Annotated in this window: 20 protein-coding genes and 1 riboswitch; of the genes, 9 read left to right on the top strand and 11 right to left on the bottom strand. The window is 63.2% G+C overall.

The features are described from left to right. Positions 1 to 16: 16 nt before the first annotated feature. On the bottom strand, positions 17 to 1,510 hold the full coding sequence (hemG, locus tag ABIE18_RS08775; protein WP_499722321.1) for a protoporphyrinogen oxidase: 1,494 nt from the start codon (positions 1,508 to 1,510) through the stop codon (positions 17 to 19). Positions 1,511 to 1,515: 5 nt separating this feature from the next. Further along, a complete protein-coding gene (gene hemE, locus ABIE18_RS08770) occupies positions 1,516 to 2,643 on the bottom strand; it encodes a uroporphyrinogen decarboxylase (protein ID WP_499722319.1) in 1,128 nt (375 codons plus the stop codon). 159 nt (positions 2,644 to 2,802) lie between these two features. Between hemE and ABIE18_RS08765 the strand changes: the two genes are divergently transcribed. Beyond that, positions 2,803 to 4,122 carry a glutamyl-tRNA reductase gene (locus ABIE18_RS08765; protein ID WP_477514969.1) on the top strand — a complete coding sequence of 440 codons (1,320 nt, stop codon included), beginning with the start codon at positions 2,803 to 2,805 and terminating at the stop codon, positions 4,120 to 4,122. An 89-nt stretch (positions 4,123 to 4,211) separates the two neighbouring features. On the opposite strand, the gene ABIE18_RS08760 is transcribed toward ABIE18_RS08765, so the two are convergent. Together ABIE18_RS08760 and moeB are read right to left on the bottom strand one after the other, a co-directional pair. Further along, the gene (locus tag ABIE18_RS08760) at positions 4,212 to 5,201 is read right to left on the bottom strand and encodes an SDR family NAD(P)-dependent oxidoreductase (protein ID WP_499722318.1); all 990 of its coding nucleotides are present in this window, start codon (positions 5,199 to 5,201) and stop codon (positions 4,212 to 4,214) included. Between the two features lie 40 nt (positions 5,202 to 5,241). Next, positions 5,242 to 6,441, bottom strand: a complete 1,200-nt coding sequence (gene moeB / locus ABIE18_RS08755) for a molybdopterin-synthase adenylyltransferase MoeB (protein WP_499722316.1) — start codon at positions 6,439 to 6,441, stop codon at positions 5,242 to 5,244. Between the two features lie 6 nt (positions 6,442 to 6,447). On the opposite strand from moeB, the gene ABIE18_RS08750 reads away from it, so the two are divergent. The 3 genes from ABIE18_RS08750 to ABIE18_RS08740 are packed head-to-tail and all read left to right on the top strand — an operon-like array spanning position 6,448 to position 7,795. Continuing rightward, positions 6,448 to 7,182 (top strand): TetR/AcrR family transcriptional regulator, encoded by a 735-nt coding sequence (locus ABIE18_RS08750; RefSeq protein WP_499722314.1) that lies wholly within the window; start codon positions 6,448 to 6,450, stop codon positions 7,180 to 7,182. Positions 7,183 to 7,232: 50 nt separating this feature from the next. Continuing rightward, positions 7,233 to 7,457: a DUF3107 domain-containing protein gene (locus ABIE18_RS08745; protein WP_477514965.1), complete on the top strand. Its 225-nt coding sequence runs from the start codon at positions 7,233 to 7,235 to the stop codon at positions 7,455 to 7,457. 35 nt (positions 7,458 to 7,492) lie between these two features. Continuing rightward, positions 7,493 to 7,795, top strand: a complete 303-nt coding sequence (locus tag ABIE18_RS08740) for a hypothetical protein (protein WP_499722312.1) — start codon at positions 7,493 to 7,495, stop codon at positions 7,793 to 7,795. 106 nt (positions 7,796 to 7,901) lie between these two features. Here ABIE18_RS08740 and ABIE18_RS08735 read toward each other — a convergent pair whose 3' ends face one another. The 4 genes from ABIE18_RS08735 to thiO form a co-directional block, all read right to left on the bottom strand. Further along, positions 7,902 to 8,237 carry a 4a-hydroxytetrahydrobiopterin dehydratase gene (locus ABIE18_RS08735; RefSeq protein WP_499722310.1) on the bottom strand — a complete coding sequence of 112 codons (336 nt, stop codon included), beginning with the start codon at positions 8,235 to 8,237 and terminating at the stop codon, positions 7,902 to 7,904. 14 nt (positions 8,238 to 8,251) lie between these two features. Continuing rightward, positions 8,252 to 9,049, bottom strand: a complete 798-nt coding sequence (locus ABIE18_RS08730; protein ID WP_499722308.1) for a thiazole synthase — start codon at positions 9,047 to 9,049, stop codon at positions 8,252 to 8,254. Positions 9,050 to 9,053: 4 nt separating this feature from the next. Beyond that, the gene (gene thiS / locus ABIE18_RS08725) at positions 9,054 to 9,290 is read right to left on the bottom strand and encodes a sulfur carrier protein ThiS (RefSeq protein WP_442003709.1); all 237 of its coding nucleotides are present in this window, start codon (positions 9,288 to 9,290) and stop codon (positions 9,054 to 9,056) included. Next, positions 9,287 to 10,555, bottom strand: a complete 1,269-nt coding sequence (gene thiO, locus ABIE18_RS08720) for a glycine oxidase ThiO (protein ID WP_499722306.1) — start codon at positions 10,553 to 10,555, stop codon at positions 9,287 to 9,289. Before thiO ends, thiS begins: the two co-directional genes overlap by 4 nt. Continuing rightward, a riboswitch (TPP riboswitch) is annotated at positions 10,548 to 10,665 on the bottom strand. (Overlaps the previous gene by 8 nt.) Before the next feature lie 27 nt (positions 10,666 to 10,692). Here thiO and thiE point away from each other — a divergent pair. Beyond that, entirely contained in the window at positions 10,693 to 11,376 is a 684-nt protein-coding gene (gene thiE / locus ABIE18_RS08715) for a thiamine phosphate synthase (RefSeq protein WP_499722305.1), read from the top strand. Positions 11,377 to 11,418: 42 nt separating this feature from the next. Here the strand turns inward: thiE and ABIE18_RS08710 are convergent, their stop codons facing one another. Beyond that, a complete protein-coding gene (locus ABIE18_RS08710; protein WP_499722303.1) occupies positions 11,419 to 12,087 on the bottom strand; it encodes a ferritin-like fold-containing protein in 669 nt (222 codons plus the stop codon). A 41-nt stretch (positions 12,088 to 12,128) separates the two neighbouring features. Here ABIE18_RS08710 and ABIE18_RS08705 point away from each other — a divergent pair, with 41 nt between their 5' ends. The 3 genes from ABIE18_RS08705 to ABIE18_RS08695 all read left to right on the top strand — a co-directional run bounded on the left by ABIE18_RS08705 (position 12,129) and on the right by ABIE18_RS08695 (position 16,532). Further along, on the top strand, positions 12,129 to 13,613 hold the full coding sequence (locus ABIE18_RS08705) for an RNB domain-containing ribonuclease (RefSeq protein ID WP_499722302.1): 1,485 nt from the start codon (positions 12,129 to 12,131) through the stop codon (positions 13,611 to 13,613). Positions 13,614 to 13,899: 286 nt separating this feature from the next. Next, the gene (locus tag ABIE18_RS08700) at positions 13,900 to 15,609 is read left to right on the top strand and encodes a DEAD/DEAH box helicase (protein WP_499722300.1); all 1,710 of its coding nucleotides are present in this window, start codon (positions 13,900 to 13,902) and stop codon (positions 15,607 to 15,609) included. An 8-nt stretch (positions 15,610 to 15,617) separates the two neighbouring features. Beyond that, positions 15,618 to 16,532, top strand: a complete 915-nt coding sequence (locus ABIE18_RS08695) for a DNA-methyltransferase (protein ID WP_499722298.1) — start codon at positions 15,618 to 15,620, stop codon at positions 16,530 to 16,532. On the opposite strand, the gene ABIE18_RS08690 is transcribed toward ABIE18_RS08695, so the two are convergent. Beyond that, positions 16,505 to 17,113: a MarC family protein gene (locus ABIE18_RS08690; RefSeq protein ID WP_499722297.1), complete on the bottom strand. Its 609-nt coding sequence runs from the start codon at positions 17,111 to 17,113 to the stop codon at positions 16,505 to 16,507. The genes ABIE18_RS08695 and ABIE18_RS08690 overlap by 28 nt on opposite strands. Continuing rightward, on the bottom strand, positions 17,113 to 17,958 hold the full coding sequence (locus tag ABIE18_RS08685; RefSeq protein WP_499722295.1) for a PHP domain-containing protein: 846 nt from the start codon (positions 17,956 to 17,958) through the stop codon (positions 17,113 to 17,115). The genes ABIE18_RS08690 and ABIE18_RS08685 overlap by 1 nt, the downstream gene beginning before the upstream one ends. An 80-nt stretch (positions 17,959 to 18,038) precedes the next feature. Between ABIE18_RS08685 and ABIE18_RS08680 the strand changes: the two genes are divergently transcribed. After that, positions 18,039 to 19,622 carry an aminopeptidase P family protein gene (locus tag ABIE18_RS08680; RefSeq protein ID WP_499722294.1) on the top strand — a complete coding sequence of 528 codons (1,584 nt, stop codon included), beginning with the start codon at positions 18,039 to 18,041 and terminating at the stop codon, positions 19,620 to 19,622. The last annotated feature ends 77 nt before the right edge of the window (positions 19,623 to 19,699 follow it).

The following is a 19,699-nucleotide window of genomic DNA, read 5'->3' as shown; positions in this document are numbered from 1 at the left end:
GTAGAAGTGACACAAATCACGAAATTGGGCGAATATCGCCGATGGCTTGGGCGAGCTGCGAGCGGGTATCCGCCACCACGGCAGCAAGGCCATTACCTGCCAACCAGCCACCAACGACCGTTAGGCCATCTGCTGCGGCACACACCTGCCGGACCTGCTCTACGCGCTGTTTATGACCGACGGCGGCAAACGGCAAGGCGCCTGCCCAGCGCACCACATCCCAATCGACAATGTCCGCGCGCGTCACGGCCACCGTCAACAACGCGGAAGCATCATCAAGCGCCGCGGCCAGCAACTCCTCATCTTCCATGACAACATCCAGCACTCCCCCATCGGCATCCTCACGGCGCCCATAGGAAAGGCGCAGGACGTGCGTGCCCGGCCCGGCCTCCTCGGCCAGCCAGTCCCATTTGGCAGTGGCATGCGTCAGGGCCTTCGCCCGGATACCCGGGGTCTGGGGGGCCACGAGGATTCCAGTGCCACGGGGCCGTCCGTCCAGCTCGGGAAGGTCAACAACCATCGTCACCAAGCTCACCAATGGTCCGGGAGCAGGGCGCAGGCCGGACAGTTCCGGTACAGCCCTTTCCAGGAGCCCCACGGCTGCGGGACCATCCAGCGCTACTACCAGCCGGCCGGCGTCGTACGTGCTTTCACCGGCGCTGACCCGCCAACCATTGCCGGTTTTCGAAACGGTGTCAGCGCTCTTTCCACTCACCATGTCCACGCCCCGGCGGCGAAGGTCGTTAACCAGCGCGGTGACCAGTGTGTTCATGCCGCCCTTCAGACCCGCGACGGCGGAACCTGCTTTAGCGGATCCAGAACCTGGGCCGGGGGCTGCTTTGCGCTGGGCAGCAACAGCCGCAGCCAAGGACCCGTGCTTCTTCAGGCCGGCGCGGAGGCCGGGAGCCACCATATCGACGTCCAAGAGGCCGGGATCGGCGGAGTGAACACCACCCACCACCGGAGCAACCAGCCGCTCCAGGACCTTCTTCCCCATGCGGGCGCGGACCAGTGCAGACACGCTGGTGACCTCGGATGTTGTGCCAAACGAAGCGGGCAGCCAGCGGTCCAGGGATGCACGCAGGGCGCCGGCGAGGCCAAGCGAACGCCTGACCTCGGGGTCCCAAGGATTGGCCGGAATACCAAGAATTCCCGTCTTGGGCAGCTCTTGCGGTCCATCCGGCAGCTGCACCCAGGCCCCGCCCGGATGCGGGGAAACAATCCGGGCTTCCATCCCGAGCTCGCGGGCCAGATCAGCCACAGCTGAGGACCGTGTGGCAAATGACTCTGCACCGCTGTCCAATGACAGTCCGGCCACCTCATGGCTTCCGACGCAACCACCCCAGGCCTCGGTCGCCTCAAGGATGGTCACCGAAGTTCCCGCCATTGCCAGTTCCCTCGCGGCCAGAAGGCCGGAAATGCCGCCACCGACCACAACAGCGGTATGTATGGGCGACAGTTGCGTTGTGGCTGCTTCCTTCGCCTTGCCGTGGACGTGGCCCCCGCGCATGCGTCCTACTCTGCCGGGATCGAGTGGATGAGCTCCACAACCCGCGTCAGGACAGCCGGGTCCGTCTCCGGGGGCACGCCGTGGCCCAGGTTCACGACATGGCCTGGAGCGTGCGAGCCCGCCGCGATGACTTCGCGGACATGCGCCTCCAGGACCTCCCACGGGGCGGGGAGGAGGGCGGGGTCGATGTTGCCCTGGAGCGGAACCGTGCCACCCAGGCGCCGGTTGGCCTCATCCAGTGGCAGCCTGTAGTCCACCCCCACAACGTCCACGCCGACGTCGCGCATGGCGACAAGGAGCTCGGACGTGCCGGTACCGAAGTGCACCAGCGGAGCACCCAGCCCCCGCACGTGATCCAGCGCCCGGGCTGATGCAGGAGCCACGTACTTGGCGTAATCAGCCAGGCCCAGCGACCCCGCCCAGGAATCAAAGAGCTGTCCGGCCGACGCCCCGGCCTCAAGCTGCGCCTGAAGGAACATGCCGGAAGCATCCGCTGCCCAGTTGGCGAGGGCTGCCCAGGTTTCGGGGTCCGCGTGCATCATGGTCCGGGGGCCAAGGTGGTCCCGTGAAGGTTTCCCTTCCACCATGTAGGCGGCGAGCGTGAACGGCGCGCCGGCGAATCCGATGAGGGGAGTCTTGCCAAGTTCCGCCACCGTCAGGCGAACGGCTTCGCGGATGGGCTCAAGTGCTTCCCACGTCAGCTTGGGAAGGGCAGCCACATCGGCGGCCGTCCGGACCGGCTTGTCCAGGACCGGACCCACGCCCGGAACGATGTCCACGCCAACGCCTGCGAGCTTCAGCGGGATAACGATGTCGGAGAAGAAGATGGCGGCATCCACATCATGGCGGCGAACCGGCTGCAGGGTAATCTCCGCGGCCAGTTCGGGACGCAGGCAGGAGTCCAGCATGGCAACGCCCTCGCGGACCTTCAGGTATTCCGGCAAGGACCTGCCGGCCTGGCGCATGAACCATACCGGCCTGCGTGACGGCTTGCCGCCCCGGTAGGCGGTGATGAGCGGGGAGTCCGACGTACGGCCGTCCATCAACGGGTGATCCGCGCCAAGTTTGCCGGCAGGTTCGCCTGCAGGGGCGTTGGTGGCCGTACTATTGGATGCTGCCGCGCTAGAAGTCATGCCTTTGATTGTGCCGAAAATCCCGGCCAAAAGATAACGACAGGCTGTCACGTCCCACCCCTCCAACCGGTGGCGTGGCGGGGATCACGGAACCGCGTGTGAATTCCCACTGCGCCGCATTGTTCTACCGGCCTGCGAAAAAGCTATGATTGGGGTGCTGTGGTTCTTTTCTCATTGGTGGCTACACACGCCGACATCGACCTCGAAACCGTTGCTCAGCTGAGCAACGGTTCCTCTGAGCTTGCCTCTTCGGCCCTCTCCGGATCCCCGCTGGTCTCCGGCGCCGTGGTCCTGGCAACCTGCAATCGCTATGAGATCTACGGCGAAACAGCCAACGGAGCAGGCCTCGAAGCCGCCCGATCGGCCCTTGTCTCCCAGATCAGCGAATTGAGCGGCCTCAACGAACAACTCGTGTCCCGCTCCTTCAGCACGCACACGGGACCTGACGTCACCCGTCACCTCTTCGCTGTAAGCGCCGGGTTGGACTCAGCAGTGGTGGGCGAACGCGAAATCGCCGGCCAGGTCCGCCGTGCCCTGATCACCGCGCAGCAGGAGGGCACTGCGAGTTCCGGGCTCGTCCGCCTCTTCCAGGCTGCATCCAAGACCGCAAAAGACGTTGGCGCCCAGACGGCCCTCGGCTCCCGCGGCCTTTCCATCGTCTCTGTAGCCTTGGATCTGGCAACGGACCTCTCTGACAGTGACGATTGGTCTGCCAAGAAGGTAGTTGTCTTCGGAACGGGCGCCTATGCCGGTGCCACCATGTCCCTGCTCCGCGAACGCGGCTGCACCGACATTTCCGTCTACTCTTCCTCGGGGCGCGCCGAGGGTTTCGTCGCTACCCGCGGTGGCACAGCGCTCGACGCCGATAGCCTTCCGGCGGCGGTTGCCGCAGCCGACGTCATGATCGGATGCAGCGGTTCGGACACGCGCGTTGAAGCTGAGGATCTTGCCCGGGTCAGGGCAAATTCGGGTAAACCACTCATCGCGATCGATCTCGCACTCACCCACGACTTCGACCCCGCAGTGGGCGAGCTCGACGGCGTCGAACTCCTCACGCTTGAGTCCGTACGTCTCGCTGCACCTCAGGAACAGGCAGAATCCCTGTCCCATGCCAGCGAGATCGTCAATGGCGCTGCATCCGCATTCGAAGCGGAACGCGAATCCCGCTCCGTCGACTCCGCGATCGTTGCCCTGCGGCGCCACACCATGAATGTACTGGACGCGGAGATGGAAAAAGTCCGTGCCCGCCACGGTTGCACCGCCGCTGCCGAAGAGGTGGAGTTTGCGCTCCGCCGGATGGTCAAGCAGCTCCTGCACATTCCAACCGTGCGCGCCCGCGAACTTGCAGCCAACGGACAGCAAGATGACTACGTGGCCGCCCTGGAAGCCCTGTACGGCATCCAGGTGGAGCAGCCCCAGGCTCCCGCTGCTGCAGAATGCCCCGTGGACCACGAGCAACTCCGCTCCGAAAGCGCCTGACGTCCCAGCCCCCAGCCTGAAGCGGCCAGGGGCTCCACAGATGCTTTCTTAGCGCATCCGGGAAACGAGATCCGACTAACGAGATCCCGTCAGCCGAAAGCGTTCACACCCGTCAGCTCAGCGGATAGTTCCCACAGCTTCCGGGCATCTGCCCTGTCAATCGCGTGCGCGTCGACTCCCCTGTACCTTGCCAGGGGCGAATCCTTGTCCGTACGTTCGGCAATGTCGCAGTCCTCGCAGTAGACACCACCCATGCCGGTCAAAGCGGGCGACGTGGCCACCCAGACAGAGGTAGCGGCCCCTTGCTCCGGCGTCTTGAACCCCTCCCGAAGGTTCCCTTCCGCATCCATCCATCCCGCAGCCACCATTTCTTCTTGAGGCAGGTGGCGTTGGAGTTCGGTCATGATTCCGCCTGGGTGGACTGCGAAAGCACGGACGCCCGAGTCCCTGCCCAAGCGGTCCAGCTCCACAGCGAAGAGAGAATTCGCGGTTTTGGCCTGCCCGTAGGCGCGCCATTTGTCATAGCCTGACGTGAAATTGATGTCGTCAAAGCGGATGGGTGAGAGCTTGTGGCCGGTGGAGGAAAGGGACACAACCCTCGCGTTCCCGGAGGCGACCAGTGCAGGCCACAGAAGGTTGACCAGCGTGTAATGCCCCAAGTGGTTCGTGGCGAACTGTGCCTCCCAGCCAGGCCCAACGCGGTGCTCCGGGCTTGCCATGATCGCCGCATTGTTGATCAGGATGTCCAGGGTGTCGTGCCGGTCAAGGTAGCGCGCTGAGAAGGCCTTGACGCTCGCCTGATCGGCGAGGTCCAGGGCATCCGCTTCCACGGCGTCCGCCAAACCTGCCTCTGCCAGCACCTTCTGTGCGTGTTCGAGCCTGCGCGCCGGAACGGTAACCGTCGCCCCGGCCGAGGCCAAAGCCCTCACAGTCTCCAGTCCAAGCCCCGAGTACCCGCCGGTGACTATTGCGGTCTTACCCGTCAGGTCAAGGCCTTGGACCACTTCCATGGCAGTTGAGCCATGCCCAAAACCGGAACCGATGGGGCGTTGGGGCGTTTCTGTGGATTCTTCGCTCATGCTCGAGCTTTGCACAGATCAGGACCCCTGCGGGCAACGACTAGTAGACGGGCTTTTCGGGTTCGACGTCGCGGACCCAGGCGAGGATACCGCCGTCGAGATGGCTGACGCGCGTGTAGCCGGCCTTCTGCGCGGCCTCCAGGACCGCAGCAGAGCGCGTTCCAGCCTTGCAGTGGAACACGATGTCCTTATCCTGCGGCAACTCCACCCAAGCCTCGCCTGAAAGAATCCTGCCCTGCGGGATAAGGACAGATCCATCGATGTTCACGATGCTGTGCTCGCCGGACTCGCGGACGTCCACCAATTCGAAGTCGAGTTCACCCGCTTCCCGCTCGGCCAGCATCCGGGCAAGGTCCTTCGCGGTGACGGTGTGCTCCTGGTCAGTGGCCGCAGCCGGAGTCACCCCACAGAATGCTTCATAATCCATGAGTTCAGTGATGGGCTCCGCTGCAGGATCCTTGGAGACCTTGATTTCCCGCCAGCTGCCGCCAAGCGCGTCAAACAGCGCCACACGGCCAAGCAAGGAACGCCCGACGCCGGTAATCAGCTTCACTGCCTCCGTCACCATGAGGGATCCAACCGCGGCGCACAACATACCGAAGACTCCGCCCTCACCGCATGAAGGCACTGAGCCTGCGGGCGGGGCTTCAGGGTAGAGGTCACGGTAGGTGGGGCCGTGCTCGGCCCAGAAGACGCTGACCTGCCCGTCGAAGCGGAAGATGGAGCCCCAGACGTACGGCTTGCCCAAAATCGCGGCGGCGTCGTTGACCAGGTAGCGGGTGGCAAAGTTGTCCGCGCCGTCCAGGATGAGATCGTAATCGGCGAACAGTTCCAAGGCATTCGAGGAGTCAAGGCGGACGTTGTGCAGGACAACATCCACCAAAGGGTTCAGCTCCGCAATGGCTTTCCGCGCAGATTCGATTTTGGGGGTGCCCACGTCCTTGACGCCGTGGATGACCTGCCGCTGCAGGTTGCTGAGGTCTACGTCGTCGTCGTCGACGATTCCCAGGGTTCCTACGCCCGCCGCGGCGAGGTACAGCAAGGCTGGAGATCCCAGCCCGCCGGCACCTATGACAAGAACTTTCGCATTCTTAAGCCTGCGTTGGCCCAGAGCGCCGATTTCCGGAATGATGAGATGCCGGGAGTACCGTTCCACCTCGGCCGGCGTTAGTGCGGCGGCCGGTTCAACGAGGGGCGGCAGGACAGCGGGCGCGGGGTGGGCAGCAAGAATTGAGGCCATACCCCAATGTATGCCTGCCGATGCCGCCCGGTCATATTACCCACCGGTACAGTGGTCATAACTGCAAAGGAAAGGCGGCAGACTGTGGCTGACGGCACACGGGCAAACGATGGAGCACCAGCGAAGCAAGAACGGACTGCTTCGACGCGTTCAGCAAGGTTGCCCCGGGACGAGCGCCGCGCACAGTTGCTTAACGCCGCCTTGGAAGTTTTCGTATCCAACGGCTTCCACGGTGCCGCCATGGACGAAATTGCCGAGACAGCGCATGTGAGCAAGCCGGTCCTGTATCAGCATTTCCCTTCCAAGCGCGAGCTGTACATGGCGCTGCTGGACAGTCACCTGGCCGCCCTGACCGAGCTGATGCTCAATGCCCTGAACTCCACTACGGACAACAAAGAGCGCGTTAAGGCAGTCATGCGGGCCTACTACAGGTTCATTGCCGACGACGACCAAGCCCACCGCTTGGTTTTCGAGTCCGACCTCATCAATGACCCCGATGTCAGCTCCCGCTTGGAGACCTTCAACAAAACGTTCGCCGACGCCGTGGCCCACGTCATCGCCGAGGACACCAAGTTGCCCCCTCTGGAAGCGCAGCTCCTGGGCCGGGGACTGGCAGGAATGGCGCAGGTCAGCGCCCGCTACTGGCTCGAAACCGATGGAAACCTCGACCTCGATGTGGCCAGTGATCTGATCTATCGTTTAGCTTGGCGCGGAATCAGTCGATTCCCCAAAGAGTCCTAGGCTACAAATAGAGGACTGACTTAAAACTTGATTGGCTTGGAGGCCTTGCTGTGGAAGTAAAGATCGGCATTCAGAATGTTGGCCGTGAAATTGTGCTCGAATCCGCACTCGATGCTGAGGCTGTAGCCAAGATCGTCGGAGAGGCCATCTCCAAAGGTTCGGATCTCCGGCTCACGGATGAGAAGGGCCGCCAGATCATCGTTCCCGGCAGTGTGTTGGGCTACGTTGAAATTGGTGCTGAGGAAGTCCGCCGCGTCGGTTTCGGCGCACTCTAGCGGTTCCCAGTTACAGCTGCCGCTAAGGAGTCTCCATGCTTTCACTCGTTGTGGTGGTTCTTGCCACAATCGCTACAGGATTCATCGTGTGGGCAAATGACAAGCGACACGGCAAGTACGGCATTGCATTGCCGGCGGGCGTTTCGGCAACCGTCGGCGTGCTGGGCTGGATAGCTCTCATCATGGCCGGCTTTGGTTACCAGCCCGGGCTGACTTGGATCCCCTGGGTCCTCCCTATCGTGTTGGGGACGGCCGTCGCGATTGCCGTCGTGGTCCTTCTGGGCCGCAAGCGCACCCAGCATGACACCGCCGCCCTCACCAAAGCTTTGAGGCTCTAGGCGCTGAGACTCCAAGGCGCCGGGACTTTTAGGCGCTGCTCACTCTTAAACGGCGCTGGCCATCACCCATAGGTGATGGCCAGCGCCGCTTAACCTTCTATCCCGCTCAATCTCCGGGATAGCGATCCGGCTGCGCCAGGGCACCGGACGCGGCTGCGGCCTCGCTCACGGCAGCCGCAGCGGCGATGTCGCGTTGGGTCACCTGGCCGCCTGCGTCATGGGAAACGTAACGCAAGAACACCCTGTTGAAACGCCAGTCAAGATCCGGGTGGTGGTTCTGTTCCTCGGCGATCCGGCCAATGGCGGCGATGAGCGCCAAGGCGTCGGCCGCCGTCGAGGTTTTGAACACTGTCACGAGGCCGTCCTGGAGCTTCCAGTCCGGAAGGTCCTTGAGGGCGGCCTCCAGGGCGACCTGGGTCAACGGCTCTTTCCTGTCAGCCACCACTGCTCCTTCATTCAGAGGAACTCTGCCCGGCCCTCCATGGCCGATGACGCGAGGGCGTGCTCCCGGCGCGGGATACGGCCAGCCTGCTTGGCCAGCCTACCGGCGATCACCGCGTGTTTGAAGGCTTCGCCCATCTGCACCGGGTTCTGAGCACGGGTCACGGCCGTTGCCAACAGGACAGCATCGCAGCCCAGCTCCATGGCCAGCGCGGCATCAGAGGCAGTCCCGATGCCGGCGTCGAGTACTACGGGAACAGAGGCCCGGGACACGATCAGTTCGATGTTGTGCGGGTTCAGGATGCCCAGCCCCGTTCCAATAGGCGAGCCGAGGGGCATGACTGCTGTGGCACCCAGGTTTTCCAGACGCAGCGCAAGGACAGGATCGTCATTGGTGTAGGCGAAGACCTTGAAGCCACGGTTCACCAGCTGTTCGGTTGCCTCCACGAGTTCCACCGCGTCCGGAAGGAGCGTATGTTCATCGGCGATGACTTCCAGCTTCACCCAGTCCGTCTCCAGCGCCTCCCGGGCGAGCTCCGCGGTCATCACTGCGTCTTTGGCAGTAAAACAGCCAGCGGTGTTGGGCAGGACCCGGATGTTGTGATCCAGCAGGAGTTGAAACAGTGAACCTGTCTCGGCCGGTGAGTACCGGCGCATTGCCACAGTGGTCAGTTCCGTCCCTGAGGCCAGCAGGGCTGCTCCCAGCCCGCCAAGACTCGGCGCTCCACCGGTACCCATGATAAGGCGGGAGCCGAATTCGACGCCGTCGATCACCAAAGCATCAGTGCGGATGTCAGTTTTTGCTGCGGTCATTTTTTCAGCCTCCCTGGACTGCGGTTACGAGTTCGAGTTCGTCTCCATCGGCGAGCGCAGTCGCGGCCCATTGGCTGCGCGGCACCACCTCGGAATTGCGTGCGACGGCGACACCCAGCTTGCCGCCGTCGGCTGCCTGTCCCCGGTGGTCCAGGATGCGGCCTGTGATGGCGCTGACGAGCGTGCTGACGGATGCGTCGTCCGCCACGGCGTGTTCGGAGCCGTTGAGTTTGATGTTCATGGTGTGTCCTTGATTGCTGGTTGGAGGCGGTGATCCTGCGTTGCCGTAAATCGATCAGGCCGGAAAATGGACCATCGGGGGTCGGCTGAGCCGCTGATCAGCCCGCCTACGATTTTGGCGGCCACAGGCGTCAACAGAACGCCGTGGCGGAAGAACCCGGACGCGATCACGAGACCGTCCATGGTGCCCTCAGGCCCTGAAACACGTCCCAGTCCAGAAACGCGTCCAAGTAATGGTGCGTTGTCCGGAGTGCCGGGCCGTGCGCGTGCTGTCGTTTCCAACAGTTCCAGCTCCGCCACCGCAGGCACCAGCACTTGGGCGTCCCGCAGGAGTTGATAGACGCCCCCGGCGGAGACTGCATTGGTGGAAGCGGATAGACCGTCCTCGCGCTGCGTGGCTCCAATCACCACCGTGCCATCGTCCCGGGGCACGATGTAGACCGGCACCCCGCGGACCATGCCCCGGATGGTGGATGTGAGGAGGGGCTGGAGGTGTTGGGGAACGCGCAGCCTCAGGATGTCGCCGTAAACGGGCCGCAGGGGCAGCGTGAGCCCCTCGGGGAGATTGCCGATCCTTGCCGCATCCAGCCCGCAGGCAATTACAGTTTCTGGGGCCAAAACGACGGTGCCGGAATCGACTTCAACCCCCGAGACGCGGTCTCCGTCCCAGAGCAAACGGGATGCGTGGAGCGGCAGGGCGAAACCGTCCTCCGCTCCGGAAACCCACGTTGCGTCACTTGGTCCGTGCGCTGCCAACCCTTCCATGAGGCACCGTGCAAGGCGCCGCGGATCCACTTGGTGATCGGCCGGTATCTCGAAGGCACAGGAAATCTGTGGGCTCAGCAAAGGCTCACGCTCGCGCGCTTCCCGCAATGATAATGGCTCCACGTGCAGCCCCGCGGCCTGCTGGACTGTGCGGAGGTCTGCCAGCGCGCGGCGGTCGGCGGCGTCGGCACCAACGGCGATTGTCGACGTCGTGCGGTATCCGGTGGCTGGTTCGCCGCCATGGACGCTCCGGATGAAAGCGGGCCACAGTTGGGAGGATTCCAGCATGAGTTCCAGGAGGTCTTCCTCCTGGTAGTGGAGTTCACTGACCGGAGCCAGCATGCCGGCGGCAGCGAACGTCGCACCCGCTGCGGGGGTGGGATCAACGAGGACCACAGAGCGGCCCTGGCGGCGGGCTTCGTGGGCAATGCCAAGGCCGATGATGCCGCCACCAACGACTGCGACGTCTGCCTGCAAGGGGTTTTGGCGGGATTCTGCCATATGTTTCCTTCCCTACGCCGGTATTAGCCGGATCAGGTCAAGCGGTCGGCGCTGAAGCCCTCTCAGCCGGACGGTCATATGACGCTGTCACGGCTCCCGCAGTACGTGCCCAGTTTAGAGGAACTACTCTGGTTTCCATGACCCAGCATGATGTCCACACCACTGCCCGCCTCTACTTGTGCACTGATGCCCGCAAAAGCCAGGGCGATTTTGAAGACTTCGTCGACGCCGCGTTCGAGGGCGGCGTAGACATCATCCAGCTTCGCGACAAGACGCTCGAGGCTGCCGAGGAGCTTGAGGTCCTGGAGGTTCTGCATAACGTGGCCCAACGGCACGGGCGGCTGTGGGCCGTCAACGACCGCGCCGATGTTGCCAGTATTTCCGGGGCTCCGGTGTTCCATATCGGGCAAAAGGACATCCCCCTGCGCGCCGCACGGCACCTCCTCCACGACCGCACCGTGATCGGCCTCTCCACCCATACGCCGGAGCAGGTTGACGCCGCGATAGCTGCCTCCCCTGGCAGGAGCGGACTGGATTATTTCTGTGTTGGTCCGGTGTGGGCAACGCCCACAAAGCCAGGCCGTGAAGCAGTTGGGATGGACCTGGTCACATATGCCGCGGAAGCCGTGAAGCGCGCGGATGAGGAGACCGTAGGTGGCGTCCTCCTCCCCTGGTTCGCGATTGGCGGCATCGACCTCACCAACGTTGAACAGGTGGTGGCTGCGGGAGCGAGCCGGATCGTCGTGGTGCGGGCCATCACTGAGGCGGAGGATCCGACGGCGGCGGCCAAGACACTGCTGGAAGCGCTCGACGCCGGATGAGCAGCGGCGCCCGGATGGCCCCGAAGGGTCTGCGAACGCGTCCTAAGCCGTAAGCCCGAGCCCTGACATCCGGCGGCCGTGCCGCTCGGCAAGCTCGGCGGTGAGCGCTTTAACTGCCGTACGCGTATCCCCTCCGCCCTTGAGCATCGGTCCCAAGTGAGGATGTTCCATGCCGACGCGTTGGGCTTGGGTCAATGCTTCACCGACGAGGCGGCGACCCCACAAAGCGAGTCGCGATGCCAGGCGCGGGTCATCAGCCAGGGCCCGACGCAGGAGGATGCGGAGTACTTCCGTGGCTTGGTCGGCGGAGGCAACCTTCTGGACAAAGAGTTGCGTCCCGCCGTCAAGGAACGAAGCCACCATCCGGTAAAAATCTGACGACACGGTGTCGATCACATAGGCCTTCATGACTGATTCAAACCAATCCGCTGGCCTTGTTCGCTCATGGAAGTGGTCAAATGAGCGCTGGAACGGAAGCATGGCTTCTTCCGCATCGAGTCCCATCTCCGATAGCCGGCTGCTGATCAAGGCAAAGTTTCCGTAGGCGCCTACGGCGATCTTTGCCAGCACTGCCCTGTCATGGAGAGTGGGAGCGTACCGGGAATCGAAAGACAACCGACCAAACGCCGAGAGCTCGCCGTAGGCCATGGCTCCCAGCAGCTCCGAGGCGAGACGCTGGACGCGAGCATTGTCGTCCGTGGAAGTGCTCATGGTCCAAGACTATCCAGCGATTTCGGGCTAACCTGATTTTCGTGTCACATCATCGGATTTCGCCCAACGTCGACGACTCGTCGGACCAGCTCGCAGAGGCATTTGCAGCCCTCCGGAGCGAGCTGGAACTTCCGGGCGAATACCCAACCGAGGCCGTGGCGGAAGCCCGGAAAGCCGTAGAACACCACAGGCTGCCGGACCGCGACCTCCGGGACATTCCGTTCGTGACCATCGATCCAGCCACGTCCACGGACCTGGACCAAGCGGTGTTCATTGAACGTGCCGGTGACGGTTACAAAGTCCTCTACGCAATCGCGGATGTGCCATCCTTTGTTGCTCCCGGTGGGGCGCTTGACGCAGAAACACGACAACGGGGGCAAACGTTCTACGCTCCTGACGGGAGAATCCCGCTGCACCCGGAGGTTATCAGCGAGAACGCCGGAAGCCTGTTGGCTGGTCAGGACTGCAGCGCCTTCGTGTGGGACTTCGAGCTGGACCACAATGCGGAAGTATCCGCCACGTCCGTGGCTCGGGGCACTGTCCGAAGTCGCGCCAAGCTGAGTTACAGGGGCGCCCAGGAACAGATCGATGCCGGCACCGCCCCGCCGGTGCTTCAGCTCCTCAAGGAGGTTGGCCTGAAGCGGGCGGAACTGGAACGTCTGCGCGGTGGCGCCAACCTGAACATGCCGGAGCAGGAAATCGTCCAGGCGACCGGTGGCGGCGGCTACAGGATTGTGGCCGCGCCCTCCCTACCTGTGGAGGACTGGAACGCGCAGATATCCCTGATGACCGGTATGGCGGCGGCCCAACTGATGCTCGATGGAAAAGTGGGCATCCTGCGCACCATGCCGGCGCCCGATGAACGGTCGCTGCTCCATTTCAAACGCCAGACCAAGGCTCTTGGGAAACCCTGGGACGGCGAGGTTACTTACGGTGAGTACCTTCGGACACTTGATGCTTCGGACCCCAAACAGCTTGCCATCCTGCACTCGGCAGGCACACTTTTCCGCGGCGCTGGATACACGCCTTTCGACGGCGCGCTTCCCCCCAATGTCATCCAGTCAGCCATCGGCGCACCCTATGCCCACACCACTGCCCCTTTGCGTCGCCTCATCGACCGCTTTGTCCTGGTGATCTGCGAGGCCCTCAGCAATGGCCAACAGATCCCGGCGTGGGCGCGGGAAGCACTTCCATCCCTGCCTGAGATCATGGCGGCCTCCGATCAACTGGCCGGGCGGCTTGAGCGTCTGGCTATGGACACTGTGGAAGCAGCACTCGTGGCGAACCACATCGGCGAGGAGTTCGACGCGGTCGTCATCTCCGGTTCCAAGCCGTCCAATGGCACGCCAAATGGCAATGGAAGGGGAAATGGAAACGGCAACGGGCCGTTTGGCATCATCCAGATCGCGGAACCCGCGGTGACAGCCCGATGTGACGGCGAACTGGAATCCGGCACCAAGGTCCGGGTGCAACTCCTGAAGGCCGATATCGCCAGCCGCGAGATCCGTTTTACCCTGCTCCCCTGAAGCCCCGCAGCACCCGAATTGCCCCCGATCCGGGCTTTGGCGCTCCCAGAGGATAGACTGACCCTGTAGTAATGGATGCCCGGTCGTTGATTCAGTTAATTTTTGAACTCAACAAGCCCGCCCCTACGCGATCTTGAGATGTGCCCGCTGGTCACCAGTGCCAGTACTTAGATAGCCCGCGATCGGCTTCCACTGGATTAGCTTGCGCGCCCGTTCGTGCTCCGGTACGGCTCCGCCACCCGTTGAGCATGCAGCGCCAACGCCCAAATGAATAAGGAAACTCCCTGTGAGTGAATTGCACACCCATGAAGTCCTGACGGACGCCACCGGCACCGAATCCATCGAGCCCGAGGAAACGATCATCTCTGATGAGACGCCCCACGAGATCGAAGAGAAATCGTTCGCTGACTACAACGTCCGCGCCGACATCGTCGAATCCCTCGCCGACGCCGGTATTACCCACCCCTTCCCCATCCAGGCCATGACGCTGCCCGTAGCACTTAGCGGCCACGACATCATCGGCCAGGCCAAGACCGGTACAGGCAAGACGCTCGGTTTCGGCATTCCGGCACTGCAGCGCGTGGAAGGCCGGGATGACCCCGGCTACGCCAAGCTGGCCGTCCCCGGCGCACCGCAAGCCCTGGTCATCGTTCCTACGCGTGAGCTAGCGGTACAGGTGGCGAACGATCTCCAGACGGCATCGCGCAAACGCAACGCCCGCATCGCCACCATCTACGGTGGCCGCGCCTACGAGCCGCAGATTGACGCCCTCCAGAAGGGCGTCGAGGTAGTGGTTGGCACCCCTGGCCGTTTGATCGACCTCTACAAGCAGAAGCACCTCAGCCTGAAGAACGTCAAAATGGTGATCCTGGACGAGGCCGACGAAATGCTGGACCTCGGCTTCCTGCCGGACGTGGAAACACTCATCGCAGGTACGCCGGCCGTTCGCCAGACCTTGCTCTTCTCCGCCACCATGCCCGGCCCGGTCATCGCGATGGCCCGCCGCTACATGACGCAGCCCACCCACATCCGGGCTGCCGATCCGAATGACGAAGGCCTCACCAAGCGCGACATCCGCCAGCTCATCTACCGTGCCCACAGCATGGACAAGACCGAGGTAGTGGCCCGCATCCTGCAGTCCCGCGGACGTGGCCGCACCATTATCTTCACCAAAACGAAGCGCACCGCGGCCAAGGTCGCAGAGGAATTGGTCGACCGCGGATTTGCCGCTGCTGCGATCCACGGCGACCTCGGCCAAGGCGCCCGCGAGCAGGCTCTGCGCGCGTTCCGCAACAACAAGGTGGATGTCCTGGTTGCCACGGACGTTGCCGCCCGTGGCATCGACGTTGATGACGTTACGCACGTCATCAACTACCAGTGCGTGGAAGACGAAAAGATCTACCTGCACCGCGTGGGCCGTACGGGCCGCGCCGGTAACAAGGGAACCGCCGTCACCTTCGTCGACTGGGACGACATGCCCCGCTGGGGCCTGATCAACAAAGCACTGGGGCTCAGCGTTCCGGAGCCGGTTGAAACCTACTCCTCTTCCCCCCACCTCTACAGTGACCTCGACATTCCCGAGGGCACCAAGGGCCGCCTCCCGCGCAACAAGCGCACCCTTGCCGGTGTCGATGCCGAAGTCCTCGAGGACCTGGGCGAAACAGGCAAGAAGAACTCCCGTTCCGGCGGTTCATCCCGTGACGGTGGACGCGATGGCGGCCGTGGCAGGGACGGCGGCCGTGGCCGTGGAAACGCAGCCAAGTCCACCGAAACCAACTCGGAATCCAATGGTGAGGGCGGACGCAACCGTACGCGCCGCCGTCGTACATCCGAAGCCGATGCGGCCCCTGCTGCCGGTTCCTCCGAAACCCGCACCGCTACTGGCGACAATGCCGAGAAGCCGGCCCGCACGCGGCGTACCCGCACGCGCCGCCGTAACGGCGAAGTGGTTTCCGGCGAGACCGCTGGCGCCCAGTCCGGCAATTCCGAGGCCTAAAGTCCTCAATGACTGAAACTGTTTGGGCGCCGGACGGCGGCAATCTGGTGGTGCACGCGGACAACGCGGAATTCCTCCCGACACTGCCGGACGGCGCCTTCACACTCATTTACGTGGACCCGCCCTTCAACACCGGCCGGGTCCAACGCCGCCAGGAAACACGCATGGTCCGCAACGCGGACGGCGACGGCGACCGCGTCGGGTTCAAGGGACGCTCTTACGACACCATCAAGGGTGCCCTTCACAGCTACGATGACGCCTTCAGCGACTACTGGTCCTTCCTGGAACCCAAGCTCGTAGAGGCCTGGCGGCTCCTTGCCGACGACGGCACGCTGTACCTGCACCTGGACTACCGCGAGGTGCATTACGCCAAGGTGATGCTGGACGCCATCTTTGGCCGGGAGTGTTTCCTCAACGAGATCATCTGGGCCTACGACTACGGCGCCCGGGCCAAGAACCGCTGGCCCACCAAGCACGACAACATCCTGGTGTACGTAAAGAACCCTGCGAAGTATCACTTCGACAACGCTGAAGTGGACCGCGAACCCTACATGGCCCCCGGTCTGGTCACGCCTGCCAAACGCGAGCGGGGCAAACTCCCCACGGACGTCTGGTGGCACACCATCGTTTCGCCCACCGGCAGGGAAAAGACCGGCTACCCTACCCAAAAACCCGAAGGCCTGGTGCGCAGGATCGTCTCTGCCTCAAGCCGCGAGGGCGACTGGTGCCTGGACTTCTTTGCGGGATCAGGAACCCTCGGAGCTGTTGCCGCCAAGCTGGGCCGCAACTTCGTCTGCGTGGACCAGAACGAGCAAGCCATCGACGTCATGCGGAAGCGCCTTGGCACCAAGGCCGTCTTCCACAGCAGGGGGCCGTTGCCGGAAGGCACCCTGGATCAGGCAGTGCCCTTCACGAATGCCTGAACAGCGTCGGCGATCATTTGCACGGCGATGGCCGAAAGCAACAGCCCCGCGATCCTGGTGACGAGCTCCACGCCGTTCTCGCCAAGGACGCGCTGCACCACACCCGCGAACCGCATGGCCAGGTAGAGCGAGCAAAGCACCACCGCGATGCCCAGTCCTACCGCAAGGTAATCAGACAGGACGCTGGACTGCTGGACGAAAACCATGACCGCAACAATGGCGCCCGGCCCTGCCATCAATGGCGTCCCCAAAGGCACGAAGGCCACATTCTTGTACTTCGCGGCGTTCTCCTCGCCACTCGTGGAACCTGTGAGCAGCTGCAGGGCGATCAGCACCAGCAACAATCCTCCGGCACCTTGCAAGGCCGCCAATGAGATGTGCATGTAGTTGAGGATCGACTGGCCGAAGATCGCAAATACCACGATCACGCCGGTAGCCACCAGAAGGGCCTGCAACGCCGAACGGTTCCGGTCGCGGGCAGGCATCTGGGCAGTCAAAGACATGAATATCGGCACGGTGCCGGGAGGATCCATGATCACGAACAGTGTGACGATCACGGATGCGAACAACTGCAGATCCATCAGCGAACAACCGTGCTGCCGGTTGCGAGTTCCTCGATCCTTGCCAGGACGTCCGGGGATGTCAGGTTCTCTCCCAGCCGATTCGGTTTGCCGGCTCCGTGATAGTCGGATGATCCCGTGATGAGCAGCCCATGTTCAGATGCCAGGTGGCGAAGGAACCCACGTCCTTCTTCAGGGTTGTCGCGGTGTTCAATTTCCAGGCCAAGCAGTCCGGCGTCGATCATCTCCCGGTACGTCCGCTCCCCCACAATTCGTCCCCTCGCCGAAGCGACCGGGTGTGCGAAGACCGGCACGCCGCCAGCGGCACGGACAAGCTCGACGGCGATAGCGGGGTCGGGTGCGTAGTGCTGCACGAAGTATCGCGAATGCGAAGTGAGGATGGACGTGAAGGCTTCGGAGCGGTCCGCGACCACGCCAGCAGCAACCAAGGCATCCGCGATATGCGGGCGACCTACTGTAGCGCCAGGAGCCACATGGTGGATGACGTCGTCCCACGTCAGGGGGTAATCCTCGGACAACAGTGTGACCATGCGCTCGGCGCGCGTGAGCCGGGCGTCCTTTGACTTGGTGATCTCTTCAAGAAGCCCGGGGTGGGAAGGATCATGCAGGTAGCTCAACAGGTGGACGCTGATCCCCTGCTCCGTCCGGCAGGAGATCTCCATGCCGGGAACAAAAGCGACTCCGTGCTCCTTGGCAGCGGCAGCAGCCAGCTTCCACCCATCAGTGGAATCGTGGTCCGTCAGCGCAATGACGTCCAGGCCTGCAGCTGCGGCCGAAATGATCACCCCGGCGGGGGTCTCGGTTCCATCGGAAACATTCGAGTGCGTATGCAGGTCTATCCTCACTTTCCCAGCCTATGGGATGCGGACCGCCTTGGGGTGTTGCGCCGTTGGCCTCCTCACGAAACTGGTGGGACGATGTAACGGTGAATGATGCCGAAAACACCCCGTACGCGGAATCCACAGATTCCCAGCCCCTGCAAGAACGCGTCAACAACCGTTCGCAGCGGCCCACCTCCGATGCCTTCAAGGCATTCATGGCCAGCAACTGGGCGCCCGCACCGCAGGTAAACCCCGCTCGTGACGCCGTCGCAGACCACGCTGCCCGCCGCCGTCGTGCAATTTCCGAACTGTTCAAGGGCGAACGGCTCGTTATCCCGGCCGGTCCGCTCAAGGTCCGCTCAAATGACTGCGACTACCGCTTCCGCCCGCACTCCGGATTCGCCCACCTCACCGGATTGGGCCTGGACCACGAGCCGGATGCCGTTTTGATCCTGGAACCGGCAGGTGAAGGAAAGGGCGACGACGGCGGTCACCACACTGCGACGCTGTACTTCCGTCCCCTGGCGGGCCGCGATACCGAACAGTTCTACGCCGACTCCCGCGCCGGTGAATTCTGGATTGGCGCACGGCCCACACTGGCAGAATTCAAAGCCCGCCTGGGTCTGCCCACGGCGCACATTTCCGAACTTGAACTGGCCATCACCAAGAACGTGGGCGCGCCGGAAATTGGCGGCATCTCCATCCGCCTGGTCCGCAAGGTAGATGAGAACATCGACGCTTTGGTGGACACCGCCCGTTACAACACGGCCAAGGATCCTGAGAACCTTGACCTGGGCGAGCTGGATGCTTTGGACGAAAAGCTTAGTGAAGCACTCTCCGAACTCCGCCTGATCAAGGACGAGTGGGAGATCGAGCAGATGAAGATCGCCGTCGCCGCCACGGTGGAAGGCTTCGCCGACGTCGTGCGGGCCCTCCCGCGTGCTTTGACGCACAAGCGCGGCGAACGCGTGGTTGAAGGCGCTTTCTTCGCCCGTGCCCGCGAAGAAGGCAACGAACTCGGCTACGACACCATCGCGGCCTCAGGCAACAACGCCACGGTGTTGCACTGGACCCGCAACTCGGGCGCCGTCAACGCTGGTGAACTCCTGCTGCTTGACGCAGGAGTGGAGGCTGATTCGCTGTACACAGCGGATGTCACGCGGACGTTGCCGGCAAATGGCACTTTCACCGAGGTCCAGCGCAAGGTCTATGAAGCTGTCCTGGACGCCGCTGATGCAGGGTTCGCCGCCGCACGGCCGGGCGTGAAATTCCGGGACATCCACACGGCAGCCACCACGGTGCTTGCCGAGCGCCTCGCTGAATGGGGTCTGCTGCCTGTCTCTGTCGAGGAAGCCATCAGCCCCGAAGGCCAGCAGCACCGTCGCTGGATGCCACACGGCACCAGCCATCACCTGGGCCTGGACGTACACGACTGCGCCCAGGCCAAGCGCGAGCTTTACCTTGATGGAATACTCACGGAGGGCATGGTCTTCACGATCGAGCCCGGCCTGTACTTCAAGAACGAAGACCTGGCCATTCCTGCCGAATACCGTGGCATCGGCGTCCGCATTGAGGACGACATCCTCATGACCGCAGATGGTCCCGTGAACCTGAGCGCGGCTTTGCCACGCAAGGCCGACGACGTCGAGTCCTGGATGGCCGGCATCTACCAGGAAGCTGCTGGCTAGCCGCCAGCAAAGGGACCCCGTCCCCTCCCAGGCAACAACAGCACACAGGAAAGGCCACTGGATGGATATCCGGTGGC

The organism is Arthrobacter sp. 2762 (assembly GCF_040548745.1).
Taxonomy (GTDB): Bacteria; Actinomycetota; Actinomycetes; order Actinomycetales; family Micrococcaceae; genus Arthrobacter.
This window is presented reverse-complemented; position numbering and strand designations above follow the sequence as displayed.

Coding starts and splice junctions, on each gene's coding strand:
- ABIE18_RS08730 (WP_499722308.1), bottom strand. CDS start 9,049: ATGACCGCAGCAAAAACTGACATCCGCACTGATGCTTTGGTGATCGAC.
- ABIE18_RS08695 (WP_499722298.1), top strand. CDS start 15,618: ATGACTGAAACTGTTTGGGCGCCGGACGGCGGCAATCTGGTGGTGCAC.
- ABIE18_RS08690 (WP_499722297.1), bottom strand. CDS start 17,113: ATGGATCTGCAGTTGTTCGCATCCGTGATCGTCACACTGTTCGTGATC.
- ABIE18_RS08710 (WP_499722303.1), bottom strand. CDS start 12,087: ATGAGCACTTCCACGGACGACAATGCTCGCGTCCAGCGTCTCGCCTCG.
- ABIE18_RS08740 (WP_499722312.1), top strand. CDS start 7,493: ATGCTTTCACTCGTTGTGGTGGTTCTTGCCACAATCGCTACAGGATTC.
- thiO (WP_499722306.1), bottom strand. CDS start 10,555: ATGGCAGAATCCCGCCAAAACCCCTTGCAGGCAGACGTCGCAGTCGTT.
- ABIE18_RS08750 (WP_499722314.1), top strand. CDS start 6,448: ATGTATGCCTGCCGATGCCGCCCGGTCATATTACCCACCGGTACAGTG.
- thiS (WP_442003709.1), bottom strand. CDS start 9,290: ATGAACATCAAACTCAACGGCTCCGAACACGCCGTGGCGGACGACGCA.
- ABIE18_RS08760 (WP_499722318.1), bottom strand. CDS start 5,201: ATGAGCGAAGAATCCACAGAAACGCCCCAACGCCCCATCGGTTCCGGT.
- moeB (WP_499722316.1), bottom strand. CDS start 6,441: ATGGCCTCAATTCTTGCTGCCCACCCCGCGCCCGCTGTCCTGCCGCCC.
- thiE (WP_499722305.1), top strand. CDS start 10,693: ATGACCCAGCATGATGTCCACACCACTGCCCGCCTCTACTTGTGCACT.
- hemG (WP_499722321.1), bottom strand. CDS start 1,510: ATGCGCGGGGGCCACGTCCACGGCAAGGCGAAGGAAGCAGCCACAACG.
- hemE (WP_499722319.1), bottom strand. CDS start 2,643: ATGACTTCTAGCGCGGCAGCATCCAATAGTACGGCCACCAACGCCCCT.